Origin of the sequence: Luteimonas marina, from assembly GCF_007859325.1 — a bacterium.
GTDB lineage: Bacteria > Pseudomonadota > Gammaproteobacteria > Xanthomonadales > Xanthomonadaceae > Luteimonas > Luteimonas marina.
Genome location: NZ_VOHK01000007.1, coordinates 25,581 through 42,684 on the forward strand (window position 1 = coordinate 25,581; position 17,104 = coordinate 42,684).

The 17,104-nt window shown below is 68.3% G+C and carries 13 protein-coding genes and 1 pseudogene; 6 read left to right on the forward strand and 8 right to left on the reverse strand.

The features are described 5' to 3' along the window. Nucleotides 1–25: 25 nt before the first annotated feature. Nucleotides 26–757, forward strand: a complete 732-nt coding sequence (locus FQY83_RS15330) for a 3-keto-disaccharide hydrolase (protein ID WP_146388858.1) — start codon at nucleotides 26–28, stop codon at nucleotides 755–757. A 169-nt stretch (nucleotides 758–926) separates the two neighbouring features. On the opposite strand, the gene FQY83_RS15335 is transcribed toward FQY83_RS15330, so the two are convergent. The 7 genes and pseudogenes from FQY83_RS15335 to FQY83_RS15360 all read right to left on the reverse strand — a co-directional run bounded on the left by FQY83_RS15335 (nucleotide 927) and on the right by FQY83_RS15360 (nucleotide 8,390). Then, nucleotides 927–1,718, reverse strand: a complete 792-nt coding sequence (locus FQY83_RS15335) for a gluconate 2-dehydrogenase subunit 3 family protein (RefSeq protein ID WP_146388859.1) — start codon at nucleotides 1,716–1,718, stop codon at nucleotides 927–929. Continuing rightward, on the reverse strand, nucleotides 1,718–3,397 hold the full coding sequence (locus FQY83_RS15340) for a GMC family oxidoreductase (protein ID WP_146388860.1): 1,680 nt from the start codon (nucleotides 3,395–3,397) through the stop codon (nucleotides 1,718–1,720). Before FQY83_RS15340 ends, FQY83_RS15335 begins: the two co-directional genes overlap by 1 nt. Continuing rightward, entirely contained in the window at nucleotides 3,397–4,017 is a 621-nt protein-coding gene (locus FQY83_RS17830) for a 3-keto-disaccharide hydrolase (RefSeq protein WP_238333526.1), read from the reverse strand. The genes FQY83_RS15340 and FQY83_RS17830 overlap by 1 nt, the downstream gene beginning before the upstream one ends. Nucleotides 4,018–4,041: 24 nt before the next feature. Then, nucleotides 4,042–4,884, reverse strand: a pseudogene (locus FQY83_RS17835) (sugar phosphate isomerase/epimerase family protein); the annotation flags it as partial. A 49-nt stretch (nucleotides 4,885–4,933) separates the two neighbouring features. Continuing rightward, a complete protein-coding gene (locus tag FQY83_RS15350) occupies nucleotides 4,934–6,067 on the reverse strand; it encodes a Gfo/Idh/MocA family protein (RefSeq protein ID WP_146388862.1) in 1,134 nt (377 codons plus the stop codon). A 12-nt stretch (nucleotides 6,068–6,079) separates the two neighbouring features. Further along, nucleotides 6,080–7,294, reverse strand: a complete 1,215-nt coding sequence (locus FQY83_RS15355; RefSeq protein ID WP_146388863.1) for a nucleoside permease — start codon at nucleotides 7,292–7,294, stop codon at nucleotides 6,080–6,082. Between the two features lie 43 nt (nucleotides 7,295–7,337). Continuing rightward, on the reverse strand, nucleotides 7,338–8,390 hold the full coding sequence (locus FQY83_RS15360) for a sugar phosphate isomerase/epimerase family protein (protein ID WP_146388864.1): 1,053 nt from the start codon (nucleotides 8,388–8,390) through the stop codon (nucleotides 7,338–7,340). A 94-nt stretch (nucleotides 8,391–8,484) separates the two neighbouring features. Here FQY83_RS15360 and FQY83_RS15365 point away from each other — a divergent pair, with 94 nt between their 5' ends. Next, nucleotides 8,485–9,489 (forward strand): LacI family DNA-binding transcriptional regulator, encoded by a 1,005-nt coding sequence (locus FQY83_RS15365; RefSeq protein WP_146388865.1) that lies wholly within the window; start codon nucleotides 8,485–8,487, stop codon nucleotides 9,487–9,489. A gap of 110 nt (nucleotides 9,490–9,599) precedes the next feature. Next, nucleotides 9,600–11,267: a tetratricopeptide repeat-containing sulfotransferase family protein gene (locus FQY83_RS15370; RefSeq protein WP_158636534.1), complete on the forward strand. Its 1,668-nt coding sequence runs from the start codon at nucleotides 9,600–9,602 to the stop codon at nucleotides 11,265–11,267. A 292-nt stretch (nucleotides 11,268–11,559) separates the two neighbouring features. Here FQY83_RS15370 and FQY83_RS15375 read toward each other — a convergent pair whose 3' ends face one another. Continuing rightward, nucleotides 11,560–12,273: a helix-turn-helix domain-containing protein gene (locus FQY83_RS15375; RefSeq protein WP_146388867.1), complete on the reverse strand. Its 714-nt coding sequence runs from the start codon at nucleotides 12,271–12,273 to the stop codon at nucleotides 11,560–11,562. Nucleotides 12,274–12,528: 255 nt separating this feature from the next. Here FQY83_RS15375 and FQY83_RS15380 point away from each other — a divergent pair, with 255 nt between their 5' ends. From FQY83_RS15380 to FQY83_RS15390, 3 genes are all read left to right on the forward strand, one after another. Continuing rightward, nucleotides 12,529–14,547, forward strand: a complete 2,019-nt coding sequence (locus FQY83_RS15380; RefSeq protein WP_146388868.1) for a serine hydrolase domain-containing protein — start codon at nucleotides 12,529–12,531, stop codon at nucleotides 14,545–14,547. A gap of 105 nt (nucleotides 14,548–14,652) precedes the next feature. Continuing rightward, nucleotides 14,653–15,654 (forward strand): dipeptide epimerase, encoded by a 1,002-nt coding sequence (locus tag FQY83_RS15385; RefSeq protein ID WP_238333521.1) that lies wholly within the window; start codon nucleotides 14,653–14,655, stop codon nucleotides 15,652–15,654. Further along, entirely contained in the window at nucleotides 15,651–16,913 is a 1,263-nt protein-coding gene (locus FQY83_RS15390) for a peptide MFS transporter (RefSeq protein WP_146388870.1), read from the forward strand. The genes FQY83_RS15385 and FQY83_RS15390 overlap by 4 nt, the downstream gene beginning before the upstream one ends. Nucleotides 16,914–17,104 lie beyond the last annotated feature (191 nt).

A 17,104-nucleotide genomic window follows, 5' to 3' on the forward strand; every position in this document is an offset into this window, starting at 1 on the left:
GTGTGCCGATCTTTCTGGAGGGAAGATGACGATCAAACCGATCGTGGCGGCCTGTTTCCTGGCCGTGGTCCCCGCGCTTGCCCAGGCGCAGGACGATCCGGCGAAGACCGAAGCCTGGACGCCGGTTCCGGCGGTCGTCGCCACGCCCGAGGGCGCCGCACCCTCCGATGCTGTGGTGCTGTTCGACGGGACCGACCTCTCGGCCTGGGAGGGAGAGCAGGGCGGCGACGCGCCGTGGGCCGTGGCGGACGGCGCGTTCACCGTGGTGCCGGGCAGCAAGGGCATCCGCACGAAGCGGCGTTTCTGCGACATCCAGCTGCATGTCGAATGGCGCAGTCCCGCCGAGGTCGAGGGGTTCGAGGGCCAGAACCGCGGCAACAGCGGAATCTTCCTGCAGGAGGTCTACGAACTGCAGGTGCTCGACAGCCACGACAACCCGACCTATCCCAACGGCCAGGCGGCCTCGATCTACAAGCAGGCCATTCCGCTGGTGAACGCCTCGCGTGCGCCGGGCGTCTGGCAGGCCTACGACATCCTCTGGAAGGCGCCGCGCTTCTCCGAGGGCGGCGGACTCGTCTCACCCGCGCGCATCACCGTGCTGCACAACGGCGTCCTCGTGCAGGACGACACCGTGCTGTCGGGCAAGACCGAATACATCGGCGCGCCTTCCTACCCGCCGCACGGCTGCGCGCCGATCTACCTCCAGGACCATGATTCCAGGGTCAGCTTCCGCAACATCTGGGTGCGGGAGCTGTAGGCCGGTTCCCGGCTGCGGAGCCCGTTTGCAGGGCAGGTTGCCGGGGAGGCTGACTTGAGGAAGGTCTGGACAAGCCCTGGGTCGTCATCCCGGCGAAAGCCGGGATCCAGCCCTTGCCGGAGAGCTGGATTCCGGCTTTCGCCGGAATGACGACTTGTTCAGAGATCCCTTAAGCCACCGGATAGGCAAACTCGCTCAATCCCAGCTCCGCCAGCGTCTTGTCCAGATGGCTGTAAGCCTCCGGCGTGGGACCGGGGTAGCTGCCGGCGATGGCCACGTTGCCCAGGTAGCCGATGTCCTCGAGACCTTCCGGCGTGCAGAAATAAGCCGCCAGCACCAGATTGCGCAGCCGGGAGAAGGCGTTGGCGATACGCTGGAACTGTGGCGGGGTTTGTCCATTGTCGTAGGCGATATCGTCGATGATCGCCAGTTGCTGCGGCGTGGCAAGCGCCGTGAACGGCCGCGAAAAGCGCATGGCGGCCTCGTCGTCAATCCAGGCAAGCGCCGACAGCACCGTCAGCCGATCCTGCTGCTGGTTGGGATAGGGCGCGCTGACCCATTCATCGATCACCGTGGGCACCTGCGCGGCAGAAGCCGACGGCCACTCGCCTTCCCGGGGCACGACAATGTCCGACAGCAACGCCAGCAGCGACAGCTGGGCGGGCGTCAACGTCAACGGCCACGGCGTTTCCGGCGGCGTCATCAGATCCGGATCCTTGCCGTAGCCCTTGGCCGTGACAGGCGGCAGTTCAAGCTCCGGCCAGTGCCCGTTGCTTGCCGCGTCACCGGCGGTTCCTGCCGTTGGCGTCGACGCACAGCCGGGCAATGCCGGCAGCACGGCGCTTGCAGCCAGTGCCGCCAACAGCTTCAGCGAATCGCGCCGGCTCAGCCGGTTCGTGTAGGCAGGTGCAGGGCTGTCGATGTGATCAGTCGTGTTCTGGTTGTGCGTGGGTTCTTTCATCACAGTGTCCCCGCTTCAAGCTGGGCCGCCAGCCAGGCGCTGTTGCGCATGGCCAGCGTCATGATGGTCAGGGTGCAATTCTTGTGCGGGTTGGAGGCGAAAACGCCGCCGTCCATCACGAACAGGTTCGGGCAATCCCAGCTCTGCCCCCACTGGTTGGTCACCGAGTCCTTGCTGGAGCTGCCCATCCGGGTGGTGCCGACCTCGTGGATGATTTCGCCGCCCTTCTTGATGGCGTCTTTTGCGGCAGGCAACTCGCCAACGGTCGCACCCATGGTTTCCAGGATGGCCTTGGCGGTTTTCAGGCCATGCTCGACCTGCTTGAGCTCGTGTTCCGACCATTGCCAGTGGAAACGCGGCACCGGAATGCCCCACTTGTCCGTCACCTGTGGGTCGATGTCCATGTAGCAATGTTCGTTCGGCAGCATTTCGCCGCGGAGTGAAAACGAGACGTAGGCGCCGTAATGTGCGCGGACCTGCTGCTTCAGCGCCGGGCCATAGCCTTGCAGGTCGCCGCTGACGTAGGCGCCGGGTTCGCCGAAGCGCCCGCCAAGCTCGAAGTGGTAACCACGCGGGAAATCCAGCTCCTTGTTGGCCTGGGCTTCGTGTCCCCACCAGGGAATGAACAGGTGGTTGGCGGTGTGGCCGTCCTCGTTGTAGCGCGGCCGGTCCATCAGCGCCGGCACCAGTGCCGACAGACCCGCGCCGGTGGAGTCCATCAGGTTGCGGCCGACCTGGCCGCTGGAATTGGCCAGTCCGTCGGGATGGCTGGCGCTTCTCGAATTGAGCAGGATGCGCGCCGACTCGCAGGCGCTGGCGGCCAGGACCACCACTTTCGCGCCGATCTGCCGTTCGGTGGAGGTCTTCTTGTCGATATAGGTGATGCCGGTGACCTTGCCCTGTGCATCGGTGGTCACGGTGTTGACCATGGCATCGGTGATGATCCGCAGATTGCCGGTTGCCCGCGCCATCGGCAGCAGCGAGGTGGTGGTCTGGAACGCGGCGCCGATCGAGCAGCCGTAGCCGCAGGGCGTGGCATAAAAGCAGGCGGCGCGCTCATCCAGCGGTTTGGTCAGGATGGCCCGGTGCATGGGCGCTGCCGTGATCCCGTGTTTTTTCGCCGCGGCGGCGATCAGCAGTTCCGGTACCCGCGGTGGCGGTGGCGGCTGCAAGACCCCTTCCGATGACGGCGGCATGTCGTCCAGGCCGGTATTGGTGCCGCAGACGCCGATCAGGGCTTCGGTCTTGTCGTACCAGGGGGCGATGTCGTCATAGTCGAAAGGCCAGTCGGCGCCCAGGCCGTCCCGGCTTTTGCCCTTGAAGTCATGCTCGCTGAAACGCAGCGAATAGCGGCCCCAGTGGTTGGTACGGCCGCCCAGCATGCGGGCGCGCCACCACAGGAACTCGGAGCCTTCGGCGGTGGTGTAGGGTTCGTCCGGCACCTGCCAGCCGCCGTCCACGGTGGAATCATAGAAGCCGAACTCCTTGTCCGGCGTGGAAGCGCCCATCAGCGGTGCGGCGGAGTTGGGCCGGAACATCGGCGTTTCCGTCCGCGGGTCGTAGTCGCGACCGGCTTCCAGCATCAGCACCTTGTGGCCTTGCCGGGTCAACTCATAGGCGGCCATGGCGCCGCCGGCGCCCGAGCCGACGACCAGGACGTCATGGGCGAAATCGTTCATCACTTCAGCTCTTTGATCTTCAGGTTCTTGAACCACACCACGTCGCCGTGATCCTGCAAGCCGATATGGCCGCTGCTGTTGGCGGCAAACCCCGGCCAGTCGGCGAACTTGCTGGCGGCCACCAGTTGCTGCCACTCCGGGCCGTGGATCTTCACCGATGCCGTCTGAACCCCGTTCTGCCAGATGGTCAGCTGGCCCTGGTCCAGGAGGATGCGCACCTGGTTCCACTCGCCGGCCTTTTTATGCGAGGCCGCAGGTGAGGCGATCATGTCGTACAGGGAACCGGACAAATGGGTTGCCAGCTTGTTGTCGGGGTGACGTTCGTTGTCCAGGATCTGGATTTCCGGTGCATGCGAGTAGATCTGGTTGCCGGTTTCGTCTGCCAGGACGAAGATTCCGCTATTGCCGCCTTCCGCGATTTTCCAGTCCAGCCTGAGGTCGAAATCCTGGTATCGGGCCTTGGTCAGGATGTCGCCGCCGCCTGCGCCGGTCAGCTTGATGGCGCCATCTTCGATGACCCACTTGTCGCTGAGCTCGTCCTGTTTGAAATTGCGCCACTGCGACAGGTCTTCGCCATCGAACAGCAGTTGCCAGCCGTCGTTTTGTTCCTGCCGGCTCAACTGATTGTCAGCGGCAAGTGCGCCCGTGGCGAGGCGTTCGCCGAGGTAGGCCGCGGCGGTCCGGACGGCGGCGGCCGGGTCGAGCGGATCGTCGTGTTCGATGACGTACCACTTCACGCCCGCGTCCGCGGCTGCGGGAAGGATCGCATTCCAGTCCAGCACGCCACTGCCCACGGCGGCGAAGCCTTTCTCCTCCTCGGGGTGGCCTTCGGGCGCGATGTCCTTGGCATGGACGGCGAACACGCGCCCGTGGAACTTGCCGAGGAACGCCGCCGGATCGTGGCCGGCGCGCGCCACCCAGGCCAGGTCGATCTCGGCCACGACTGCGGGGCCGGCGGCCTCGAACAGGAGTTCGAGGCCGGTCTTGCCGTCGAAATCGACGATCTCGAATTCGTGGTTGTGGTAGCCGAGCGTCATGCCCTGGGCCTGGAGCTTGCCTGCGATCGCGCCCAGTTCCCTGCCCAGTGCGCTCCAGCCGGCGGCGTCGACGGGGCGCTCGCCTTCCTGCAGCCAGGGCACCACGAGCACGGTGTTGCCGATCGACCTGTTGAACGCCGCGACGCCGTCGAGGTCGCTGCGCAGGTCGGACAGCTGCACGTGGGTCGCGATCGGCTTGATCGAGTACTTGTCCAGAAGCCGCTTCAGCTCCTCGGCCGTGACATCCTGCGTGCCGACGGTCTCCACGGCGCGGATGCCCGCGTCGTGGACGATCTTCAGCCGGTCCTCGAGCGAGGCGATGCTGCGCAGCGTGTACATCTGCACCGCGATGGATTCGTCGCGGGTGGCGGTATCCCCTGCGAAGACGGGCAGGGCGGCAAGGGACAGGAGCGCGGCGGTCGCGATTGCGCGCGGGATGGTGATCGTCATGGTTTCCTCCCGGGATTCCGACGGTTGTGGACGAGGTGGCGGAGCGGGTCTAGGGCGCCTGACCGATGGCGGTCCAGGCGCGCGCCCTGGCCGATGCGATGACGCGATCGACGATCAGCGCGGAGCGCAGCCCGTCGTCGAACGTCGGCAACCCTTCCGGCCGTTCGGCCGCGATCGCGCGGTAGGTGTCGGCGACGAAGGCGTCGAAGCAGTGGCCGTAGCCCTGCGCGTGGCCGGCCGGCAGCACCGCGAGCCTGCGCTGTTCGGCGCTGCCCGCGCCCGGGCCGCGCACGAAGATCTCTTCGCGCTGGTCGGGGAATCCCATCCAGAGCCGTTCGCTGTCTTCCTGGTCGAAGGCCACGCTGGCCCTGGCGCCGTCGATCTCGAACCAGAGGCGGTTCCTGCGCCCGGCCGACACCTGGCTGACGGTCAACGAGGCCAGGGTGCCGCTGCCGGTCTTGAACATGGCCGCGGCGACGTCCTCGCTCGACACCGCCTGCATTCCGCCGCCGGCCGCAGGCGTGGTGAAGCTCTGGCCGGTGGCGGCGGCGCGCTCGGCGATCACGGTCTCGAACGCGGCGCTGACGTCGACGAAGCGCTCGCCCGTCACCCATTCCACCAGGTCGCACCAGTGCGAGCCGATGTCGGCGAACACGCGGGAGGCACCGCCCAGCGCCGGATCGACGCGCCAGTTGTTGCTCGCCGGGTCCAGCAGCCAGTCCTGCAGGTAGCTGCCGTGGATCAGGCGCAGTGGTCCCAGCGCGCCATCGGCGATGCGGGCGCGCGCCTCGCGCACGACCGGGTGGTAGCGGTAGACGAAGGGCACGGTGGCCACCAGCCCGGTGGAAGCGGCCAGCGCGGCCAAGGCCCGCGCATCGTCCAGCGTCGTCGCCAGCGGCTTTTCGCAGACCACGTGCTTGCCCGCTTCGAGCGCAGCCTGCGCCATCGCCCGGTGCAGGTGGTTGGGCGTGCACACGTGCACGACCTGCACCTGCGGATCGGCGACGACTTCGGCGATGTCGCGATAGGCGCGCGCAACGTCCCAGGCCTGCGCCACGTCCCGGGCGCGTTCCGGCGACGATGCGCCCACGCCCCTGACCACGGCGCCGGCCAGGATCGCCGCGCGACGATGCACGGCGCCGATCATCCCGGTGCCGACGATGGCGACGCCAAGCTTGCCCATCTGCCCCGCGCCTCAGTGCGTGGCCGGCGCGGCGGCCGGCCGTTCGCGGAACAGGAACAGGAAGGCCACCAGCACCACCAGCGCGACGCCCGCCGGGAACAGCCAGATCTGCTGCCAGTCCCGGCCCGCCTCGGTGGTGTAGTGCTCCACGACCGCGCCGGACAGGAAGGTGCCGATCAGCATGCCGACGCCGTACGTCGCCAGCGTGATGAAACCCTGCGCGCTGCTGCGGTGTTCGGGCCCGGCATGGGCATCGGTATAGATCTGGCCGGTGACGAAGAAGAAGTCGTAGCAGATGCCGTGCAGCACGATGCCGATCACCAGCAGCGCGAACCCCGACCCCGGATCGCCGAAGGCGAACATCACGTAGCGCAGCACCCACGCCGCCATGCCCACCGCCAGCATGACCTTGACGCCCAGGCGCACGAACAGGAACGGCATGGCCAGCATCAGCAGGACTTCGGACACCTGGCCGAGCGACTGCAGCCCGGCCGCGCCGCGCACGCCGAGGTCGTTGAGGAAGGGATTTGTGAAGTTGTAGTAGAACGACAGCGGGATGCAGATCGCGATCGAGGCGAGGAAGAACACCAGGTACGAGCGCGACTTGAGCAGGCGCGCCGCGGTTTCCAGCCCCAGGATCTCCCCCAGCCGCGCGTTGCGCTGCCGTTCCAGCGGCGGCGTATGCGGCAGCGAGAGCGCGTACAGGCCGAGCAGCAGCGAGGCCGTCGCGGCCATCCGGAAGGTGAGTTCGAGCCGCTGGCCCTGTTCCCAGCCCAGCCAGCCGATCAGCACGCCGGCGACGATCCAGCCGATGCTGCCGGCCACGCGCACGGGCGGGAACTGCTTCTCCGGCGCCTGCATGTGCCGCATCGCGATGCTGTTGACCAGGGCCAGCGTCGGCATGAACAGCAGCATGTAGGCCATGACGCAGGCGGCGAACGTGCTGAAGCTCGTCGCCACCGACGCGCCCCACAGCAGCGCCGCGCCGGCCAGGTGCAGCACGGCCAGGATGCGCTGCGCCGCGAAGTAGCGGTCGGCGATCAGTCCCACCAGGAAGGGCGCGACGATGGCGCCGATCGACTGGCTGAGGAAGGCCGTCGCCACCTGGCTCGCGCTGGCCTGCAGCGGGCCCTGCACCAGATAGGTGCCCAGGGTCACGAACCACGCGCCCCAGATGAAGAACTGCAGGAACATCATCGCGCTCAGGCGCGGCATCGTGGACGTCATCACTTCCCCTCCCAGGTCGGCGTTCGGATCAGGCGGTCTGGATTCAAAGCCCCAGCAGGCCGCGCAGCGCTTCCGGGCTGGCGCCGCTGCCGGCAAAGTCGTCGAACGCGTGCTCGGTCACGCGGATGATGTGCTCGCGGATGAAGGCCGCGCCCTCGCGCGCGCCGTCCTCCGGATGCTTCAGGCAGCACTCCCACTCCAGCACGGCCCAGCCCGGGAAGTCGTACTGGGCCAGCTTGGAGAAGATCGCCTTGAAGTCGACCTGGCCGTCGCCCGGCGAACGGAACCGGCCGGGACGGTCGATCCAGTTGCCGTAGCCGCCGTAGACGCCGCTACGCGCATCGGCGCGGTATTCGGCGTCCTTGACGTGGAAGATGCCGATCCGGTCGTGGTAGCGGTCGATGAAGCCCAGGTAGTCCATCTGCTGCAGCAGCAGGTGGCTGGGGTCGTACAGGATCTTCGCACGCGGATGGTGGTCGACGGCGTCGAGGAAACGCTCGAAGGTTGCGCCGTCGTGCAGGTCCTCGCCCGGATGGATCTCGTAGCACAGGTCCACGCCGCAGGCGTCGAAGGCATCGAGGATCGGACGCCAGCGGCGGCCGAGTTCGGCGAAGGCTTCTTCCACCAGTCCCGCGGGCCGCTGCGGCCAGGGATAGAAGTAGGGCCAGGCCAGCGCACCGGAAAACGTGGCGTGCGCCGTGAGCCCCAGGCGCTGGCTGGCTTTCGCCGCCAGCGTCACCTGCTCGACGGCCCAGGCCTGGCGGGCTGCCGGATCGCCGCGCTTTTCCTGCGGGGCGAACCCGTCGAACAGGGTGTCGTAGGCCGGATGGACGGCGACCAGCTGGCCCTGCAGGTGCGTGGACAGTTCGGTGATCCGGATGCCGTGCCGGGCCAGTGTGCCGGCGACGTCGTCGCAGTAGGTCTGGCTCTGCGCGGCCTGGACGAGATCGAAGATGTGCGGTGCGCTGGTCGGCACCTGCACGCCGGAATAGCCGAGCCCGGCGGCCCATTCGGCCAGGGTGTCCAGGCGATCGAACGGCGGCTTGTCGCCGATGAACTGCGCCAGGAACAGCGCCGGACCCTGGAGTGTTCGCATGGCGATCCGCTTCGATGCAATCGATTGCATTATCCTAGCATGGGACATCCGCGACACGCGTTGTGCACCGCACCGAGGACCGCAGGGCAGGGACATGGCAACCATCTACGACATCGCGAGGCAGGTCGGCGTCTCGGCAGGCACCGTCTCCCGCGCGCTGTCGCGACCGGAGAAGGTCCTGCCGGCCACGCGCAAGCGCATCGAGCAGGCGGCCGCCGCGCTGGGCTACGTCCCCAATGCGGTGGCCAGGACGCTCAAGACCCAGCGCAGCGGCAGGATCCTGATCACGGTCCCGGACATCGCCAATCCGTTCTTCGCGCAGATCCTCCAGGGCGCGGAAGACGCCGCGCAGGCGGCCGGCTACGCCGTCCTGCTCGGCGATACCCAGCACCAGCCGGAGCGGGAGGAACGCTACGCGCAGATGCTTCCGCGCAACGAAGCCGACGGCATGATCGTCCTCGGGCACCGGCTTCCGCCCACGGCGCGGGACATCGTCCGGCAGCTCGGCGCCACCGCGCCGGTGGTCAACGGTTGCGAGTTCGATCCGGCGCTGGGCATTCCCAGCGTCCACATCGACAACGCCGCCGCCGCGCGCACCGCGATGGAGCATCTGTATGGACTGGGGCACGAGCGGATCGCCGTGGTGGGTGGCCCTCCCGACAATCCCCTGCATCAGCAGCGGCTGGAAGGCGCCAGGGCCGCCGCCAGGGCGCGAGGCCGCTTGCGTCTGCTGACGATCGTCCCGGGCGACTTTTCGGTGGAATCCGGCCATGCCGCTGCAGGAAAGCTGCTGGGCCACGCCTCCGCCCCGACCGCCGCGTTCTGCTTCAGCGACCAGATGGCGCTGGGCGTGCTCGCCGCGTGCCGGGACCTGGGCGTCCGCGTGCCGGAGGACTTTTCGATCGTCGGCTTCGACGACCTAGCCTCGTCGCGCTATCTCACCCCGCCGCTGACGACGATCAGCCAGCCCATGCGGGACATCGGCGTTCGCGCCGTCAACCTCCTGCTCGCCATCATCGAGGCAGCGGACGTGCCGCATCAGCAGACGTTGGATTTCAGCTTGATGCTGCGCGGGTCAACGGCCGCGCCCCGGGCTTGACCTTGGTTCGCGCGCCCGGGCGCCCTGTGGGGCCCAGCGTGTTCTGGCCCGCAACTCGAACGCCAGGCAGGCGCGCCCGGAGGCGCTGCCAGGATCAGACCGCACGGTGATTGAAAGGTGCCCTGAGCCCGTTTCGATACACTCTCGCCCCCAACCCGTCCGAATGGCTGATGAGCAGAACCGAGAGTCGTGCCCGCGCAAGGTCCCCGCTCGAGCAGGAGGTGGCGCGGGGCTACCATCTCCTGGTCCAGGGTCGCATCGACGAAGCGGTGGAGCTGGGCGATCGGCTGGCCGCCACCCATGCCGACAATGCCCATGTGCTGGTGTTTGCCGCCGACGCCGGCCTCGCCAATGACGACCCGCCGGCGGCGCTGGAGATGCTCGACAGGGCGATCACGGCAAGCCAGGGCAATCCCTTCCTCAAGATCAAGAGAGCGCGCCTGCTGGTGCAGAAGATGCGCCGTCGTGCCGGGGTTCGGGCATTGGCGGCGGAAGTAGCCGCGCAGGCCGACGGCAACGGCCATCTCTACTGGCAACTCGGCGATCTCTGTTACAAGACCAACCTGCAGGCCGACGCGATCAGGTACTTCGAAAAGGCGCACGCCCTGGTCGGCGACCACCCCGGCCTGCTTTACGACATGGCCGTGGCGCGGTTCTTCAGCGGCGATCCCGAAAGGGCCGAACTCGATCTCGACAGGACCATCTCGGTCGCCCCGCAGGCCGCGCAAGCGCTCTACCTGCGCGCCACGCTGCGGCGACAGACGCAGGAGCGCAACCACGTCGAGGACATCGAGCGCCGGCTGCGGGAAGGTTTTCGGCGGGCGGACGACGAAGCGTCGGCGCTGTATGCCCTGTCCAAGGAACTGGGGGATCTCGACAGGCACGAGGAATCCTTCGCCGCGCTGGCTGCAGGCGCGGCGAAGAAGCGGGCCACGCTGCGATACGACGTGGCGGATGAATGCGCGGCGATGCAGGCGATCTGCGATGCCTATGACGCCGAGGCAATGGCCGCGCCCTGCGCGGGGCACGACGAAGAGGGCGCGATCTTCATCGTCGGCATGCCCCGCAGCGGAACGACGCTGGCCGAGCGCCTGCTGGTGCAGTCCGGCGTCGTGACGTCCGCCGGCGAATTGTCGGACATTGCCAACCTGGTCCGCATGGCCGCGCAACAGGCACTGGAAGACGAACCGGCATTGGTGCCGGCCGCGGCTTCGCTGAAAGCCGACTTCGCCGCGCTGGGGCGCGAATACATGCGCGGCGCGCGCGAGGGCGCCGGCGGCAGCCCCGTGTTCATCGACAAGATGACGCTCAACTTCCTGTACTGCGGCATGATCCGCAAGGCCTTGCCCAAGGCGAAGATCATCCATCTCGTGCGCGATCCGCTGGACAGCTGCTACGCGGTGTTCAAGACCTTGCTGTTCAACGCCTATCACTATTCCTACGACCTGGATGACCTGGCCAGGTACTACATCACCTACCATCAGGTGATGCGGCATTGGCACGAGGTGATGCCGGGGCAGATCCTCGACGTGCGGTACGAAGACCTGGTGACCGATACCGAGAACCAGTCCCGCCGCATGTACGACTGGTGCGGCCTGGACTGGAATCCGGCCGCGCTTGAAATCCCGGAAGGGAAGACCGTGTTCGCCTCCGCCAGTGCCGCGCAAGTGCGCGAGCCCGTGCACAATCGCTCGATCCACAGTTCACGCAGGTATCGCGAACAGCTGGCGCCGCTTGTGGCCAGGCTGTCCGCAGCCGGTATCCCCGTGCCAGGTTAGGCCTGCGCCGCACCGATCCTCATGCATGGCAAGCCTTCGGGGGCCGTGGCTACGGGCTGTGCCGCTGAGGGCGCCCGCCCGGAACAGTCCAGGTCAGCCCGGCGCACTCGTGGAGGATGGTGCGCGACTGGATGAACCACATGGCTGGTGTCATCCACGACGATCGGCGGCGCGACGGCAAGGGAGTGCCCGCTGAGGCAAGGTCGTGGCGCCTGCGATGCCGGGCGGCGCAACGAACGGCGATGGAAGCTTCGCGAATCCTGGCTGGCCCGGATCTCCGACCAGCGCGCCGCTATTTCCCGGCCGGTTTTTTCTTCGCGACCCGCCGGGCGGGTTTCGCCGGCGGCGCCTCCAGGCGCGTGGCCTTGCCCTGTCGCGCGGCGTTCTCGTCGCCGTGCAGGGTGAGCAGCGACTCCATCAGCTGTTCGTCCGCGCTCGAGCACACGCCCAGCAGCAGCACTTCGTCGCAGCCTTCGGCGGCGATGTAGGCGTGGCCCATGTTGGAGTCGATGTAGACCGATTCGCCGGTCTCGAGCACGATCGGGTCGTAGAACTCGGTGTGCACTTCCATGCGGCCTTCGAGCACGTGGATGTATTCCTCGCCGGAGTGGTGCACCAGTTCGCCGAATTCCTCGATGCTCTTGGCGCGCACGCGGGTGAGCACGGGGATCATGCGCTTGCGGCGCAGTTCCGGGCACAGGTAGTAGTAGTCGTAGTTGGGGGTGGTGACGCGGATCGCGTCGTCGATACGGCCGATGCTGCGGCGCGCGGTCACCGCCGGCTCGGGCGCTTCGGCCTGCTCGGCGAACAGCTCGGACATGCGCAGGTTGAGGCGCTGGCTGAGCTGCAGCAGCTTGTCGTAGGTGAGCGTGAGCCGGTCGTGCTCCACCTTGGACAGGGTCGAGAGCGGGATGCCGGCGTGTTCGCTCATCTGCTTGAGCGTCCAGCCCTTGCGCGCGCGCAGCGAGCGCAGCAGGCCGCCGATGGTGGGGTGGGGCGCAGTCATCCTTGCCGGGTCTCCTGGGGAACGTCCGCGACAGGCCGGTCTGTCCTGTGCAGGATCATCATCGCCTCAGCGGGCGATCGCTGGGAAGGGTGGGACGCCGGCAGGCGGCTCCGGGCCGTGCGGCGGGACTTTCGGCACTGGTTGACAATTCTCTGATTGGGATCATTATCGCCAAATCAGGATAACCCGGCGTGCGCGGCACCGGCTGCGATGCCGGTCCGTCGACAGCCAGAGCCACAGCCCGGAGACCGTTCGATGCGCGCGATTCCCCAGATCCTGTGCGGAGCCCTGCTTTCCGCCGTGCTGGCCTTCCCGCTGGTGGCGCAGGAGGCGTCGGTCGTGCCCGCGACCGTTGCGCCGACCGAGGCGCCCGTGGATCCGGCCGCACCCGTGGCCACCGGACCGGCCGCCGGCACCGGCACGCCCGTGCTGACGCGCGCCGACGCCGAGGCCTGGCTGGACGGCTTCTTCCCCTACGCGCTGGCCGCGGGCGACATCGCCGGCGCCGTGGTGGTCGTGGTCAAGGACGGCGAGGTGCTGCTGCAGAAGGGCTATGGCCATTCCGACCTGGCCACGCGCGCGCCGGTCGACCCCGAGGCGACGCTGTTCCGCCCCGGCTCGGTGTCGAAGCTGTTCACCTGGACCGCGGTGATGCAACTGGTCGAGCAGGGCAAGCTCGACCTCGACGCCGACCTCAACCAGTACATCGACTTTGAAATCCCGCCGCGCGACGGCGAGCCGGCGACGCTGCGCCAGGTGCTGACCCATACCGCCGGCTTCGAGGAGCAGATCCGCGCGCTGATCACCGCGCGCGAGGACGAGATCACGCCGCTGGGCGATGCGCTCAGGCGCTGGGTGCCCGAGTGCATCCACTCGCCCGGCACGACGCCGGCCTATTCCAACTACGCGACCGCACTGGCGGGCTACATCGTCGAGCGCGTGTCGGGCGAAACCTTCGACGACTACATCGAGCGCCACATCTTCGCGCCGCTCGGCATGGCGCATTCCAGTTTCCGCCAGCCGCTGCCGCCGGCACTGCTGGAGAAGATGTCCAGGGGCTACGCCAAGGCCTCGGAAGGCGAGCCGAAGGACTACGAGTTCATCAGCCTCGCGCCCGCGGGCAGCCTGGCGGCGACCGGCGCCGACATGGCGCGCTTCATGATCGCGCACCTGCAGGACGGCGCGTTCGGCGACGCGCGCATCCTCGGCGAGGCGACCGCGAAGCAGATGCACGAGACCGGGCAGGCCTCGGTCGGCCCGCTCAACCGGATGATGCTCGGCTTCTACGAGACCTCGGTGAACGGCCATCGCGCGATCTCGCACGGCGGCGACACGCAGTGGTTCCACAGCGACCTGCAGCTGTTCCCCGACGATGGCATCGGCCTGTTCGTGTCGATGAACAGCTCCGGGCGCGACGGCGCGACGGGACACATCCGCTACGCGCTGTCGCGCGGATTCGCCGACCGCTACCTGCCCGGCGCGCCGGCGCAACCGGCGGGCGTTTCCGACGAGGACGCGAAGCTGCATGCGCAGCAGATCGCCGGCACCTACACCAGCAGCCGGCGCCCGGACAGCAACTTCGTGTCGCTGGCCAACCTGCTGGGGCCGGTCAAGGTGGTGCCCAACGAGGACGGCACGATCAGCGTGACGCTGGCGCTCGGACCGGGCGGCGCGCCGAAGAAGTGGCGCGAGGTCGAGCCCTGGGTGTGGCAGGACACCAACAGCACCGACCGGCTCGCCGCCGACGTCGTCGACGGCCGCGTCACGCGCTTCAGCATGGAGCCCTACGCGCCGATCATGGTGTTCCAGCGCCTGTCGGGGTGGCAGTCGCTGGCGATGCCGCTGCTGGTCGCGAGCCTGGTGGTGCTGCTGCTGACGGTCCTGGCCTGGCCGGTGTCGGCGCTGGTGCGTCGCTACTACGGCGTGCCGTACCGACTCGCCGGCGCCGATGCGCGAGCGCATCGCCTGGTGCGCATCGCCGCGCTGCTGGTGCTGGCGGCGATGGGCGGCGTGCTGGCGCTGGTGGTGGCGATGCTGGGCAAGCTGGAAATGACCAGCCCCGACACCGACGGGACGATCATCGCGCTGCGCCTGTTCGCCACGATCGTGCTGCCGCTGGGCGCCGCGGTCGCTGTGTGGAACGCCTGGCACGTGCTGCGCCATCCCCGCCGCCTGCTGGCCAAGCTGTGGGCGCTGCTGCTGGCGCTGGCCTGCCTGTTCCTGCTGTGGATCGGTTTTGCGAACCACGTGATCGGCTTCGGCGCGAATTACTGATCGATGCGGGGCCGCGACCATGCGGCCCCGGACCCGCTCCTGCGGGGGCAGAACAATGACCGCCGACGTCCATCCTCCATCGTCCATCCGGGAGCGCGTGAAGCCGTGCCCATCACCCTCGAACTGCACAACGAACCGCTGCCGATGGCGGCGCCGTTCCGCATCGCCGGCCATGTGTTCACGGCGATGCCGGCCACCGTGGTGACGCTGCGCGATGGCGCGCACGTCGGGCGCGGCGAGGCGGCGGGCGTGTACTACAACGACGACCATCCCGACACGATGCTGGCGACGCTCGAAGCCCTGCGGCCGCGCATCGAGGCGGGCCTGGATCGCGACACGCTGCGCGCGCTGCTGCCGGCCGGCGGCGCGCGCAATGCACTCGACGCCGCGCTGTGGGAGCTCGAATCGCAGCGCACGGGCGTGCCGGTGTGGAAGCTCGCCGGCCTCGACGGCGTGCGCCCGCTGCTGACCACGTTCACCGTCGGTGCGGACGATCCGGCGGTGATGGCCGGGCACGCGGCCGCCTACACGCAGGCGCGCGCGCTGAAGCTCAAGCTCACCGGTGAACCGGAGCTCGACGCTGCACGCGTACGCGCGGTGCGCGCGCGCTGCCCGGAGGCGTGGATCGGCGTCGACGCCAACCAGGGCTACAGCGCGGACCGCTTGCCGTCGCTGCTGGCGGTGCTGGTCGAAGCGGGCGTCTCGCTGCTCGAACAGCCCTGCGCCCGCGGCCGCGAGGACGAACTCGACGGCATCGAGCGAGAGGTGCCGTTCGCCGCCGACGAAAGCATCCTCGACCTCGCCGAACTCGAGGCGCGCCACCGCCACTTCGACGTGGTCAACATCAAGCTCGACAAGTGCGGCGGCCTGACCGAGGGCCTGCTGATGGCGAAACGCGCGCGCGAACTGGGCAAGCGGGTGATGGTCGGCAACATGTGCGGCACCAGCCTGGCGGCGGCGCCGGCGTTCGTGCTGGGGCAGTGCTGCGACGTGGTCGACCTCGACGGCCCGATCTTCCTCGCGCGCGACCGCAGCCCGTCCGTGCGCTACGAGGATGGCCATGTCTTCTGCGGTGACGAGGTCTGGGGGCCGAAGGCCGCGCCGTGAATTCGGCGGCCGACAAGACCTGGTTCGGCCAGCCGCGCGGGCTGACGATCCTGTTCCTGACCCAGATGTGGGAGCTGTTCTCCTACTACGGCATGCGCACGCTGCTGGTCTACTACATGACCAAGCAGCTGCTGTTCGCGCAGGAGAAGGCGTCCTTCATCTACGGCACCTACACCGCGATGGCGTACTTCACGCCGATCCTCGGCGGCGCGATCGCCGACCGCTGGCTGGGCAAGCGCAATGCGGTGATCCTGGGCGGCAGCATCATGGCCTTCGGCCACTTCGTGATGGCGTTCGAGCCGATGTTCTACCTGGCGCTGGCGACAATCGCGCTCGGCAACGGCCTGTTCCTGCCCAGCCTGCCGAGCCAGATCAACGACCTCTACGCCGCCGACGATCCGCGCCGCGGGCGCGCGTACAACGTCTACTACGTGGGCCTGAACATCGGCGGCTTCCTCGCGCCGCTGGTGTGCGGCACGCTCGGCGAGCTCTACGGCTGGCACTACGGCTTCGGCGCCGCGGGCGTGGGCATGTTCGCGGGCCTGGTGATCTACATTGCGGGGCGGCGCTACCTGCCGCCGGAGCTGCAGCGTCGCGCGGCGCCCGCCGTCGCTGCGCAGGACGCGCGCCGCAACCATCGCCGGGTGTGGTGGCTGCTGCTCGGCGTCGGCATCGCCGCGACCATCTTCCGCGGCGCCTACGAGCAGATCGGCAACACCCTGCCGCTGTGGATCGACACCGGCGTGGATCGCACCCTGGGCGGGCTCACGATCCCGATGACCTGGTTCCAGTCGCTCAACCCGCTGCTGGTGATCTCGATGACGCCGCTGCTGCTGATGGCCTGGCGCCGCCGCGCCGCCGCCGGCCGCGAGACCTCGCCGGCGATGCGCATGGCGATCGGCGCGCTGATCGTCGCGGCCGCCTACGTGCTGCTGGCCGCCGTGGCCGCGCTGGCCGGCGAGGCGCGCGTGGGCTGGGCCTGGCTGGTGGCGTTCTTCGTGATCCTGACCCTCGGCGAGCTGTACATCCTGCCGACCGGCCTGGGCCTGTTCGCGAAGCTCGCGCCGCAGCGCCTCGGCGCGACCACGGTCGCGTCGTGGTTCCTCGCCGTCTTCAGCGGCAGCCTGCTGGCCGGCGTGGTCGGCACGCTGTGGTCGAAGGCGAGCCATGCCGGCTTCTTCCTGCTGCTGGCGGGGCTGGCGGTGGTCGCGGCCGCGCTGCTGTGGCGGCTGGACCGGCCGATTCGTACGCTGTCATGAACCGAATTGCCACGAACCACGATGCGATGCCCCGCAAGAAAATTCATCCGTCATTCCCGCGAAAGCGGGAATCCATGGACGTTAGCCCATTGAAAGCAAGGTCCATGGATCCCCGCTTTCGCGGGGATGACGGTACAGGAAGCTTGCGGGACACCACACCAGTGTCATTCCTCCCCCGGATCAAGTCCGAG

Excerpts from the sequence above, each read along its gene's own strand:
- FQY83_RS15330 (WP_146388858.1), top strand. The coding sequence starts at position 26 with ATGACGATCAAACCGATCGTGGCGGCCTGTTTCCTGGCCGTGGTCCCC.
- FQY83_RS15335 (WP_146388859.1), bottom strand. The coding sequence starts at position 1,718 with ATGAAAGAACCCACGCACAACCAGAACACGACTGATCACATCGACAGC.
- FQY83_RS15340 (WP_146388860.1), bottom strand. The coding sequence starts at position 3,397 with ATGAACGATTTCGCCCATGACGTCCTGGTCGTCGGCTCGGGCGCCGGC.
- FQY83_RS15350 (WP_146388862.1), bottom strand. The coding sequence starts at position 6,067 with ATGGGCAAGCTTGGCGTCGCCATCGTCGGCACCGGGATGATCGGCGCC.
- FQY83_RS15355 (WP_146388863.1), bottom strand. The coding sequence starts at position 7,294 with ATGACGTCCACGATGCCGCGCCTGAGCGCGATGATGTTCCTGCAGTTC.
- FQY83_RS15360 (WP_146388864.1), bottom strand. The coding sequence starts at position 8,390 with ATGCGAACACTCCAGGGTCCGGCGCTGTTCCTGGCGCAGTTCATCGGC.
- FQY83_RS15365 (WP_146388865.1), top strand. The coding sequence starts at position 8,485 with ATGGCAACCATCTACGACATCGCGAGGCAGGTCGGCGTCTCGGCAGGC.
- FQY83_RS15375 (WP_146388867.1), bottom strand. The coding sequence starts at position 12,273 with ATGACTGCGCCCCACCCCACCATCGGCGGCCTGCTGCGCTCGCTGCGC.
- FQY83_RS15380 (WP_146388868.1), top strand. The coding sequence starts at position 12,529 with ATGCGCGCGATTCCCCAGATCCTGTGCGGAGCCCTGCTTTCCGCCGTG.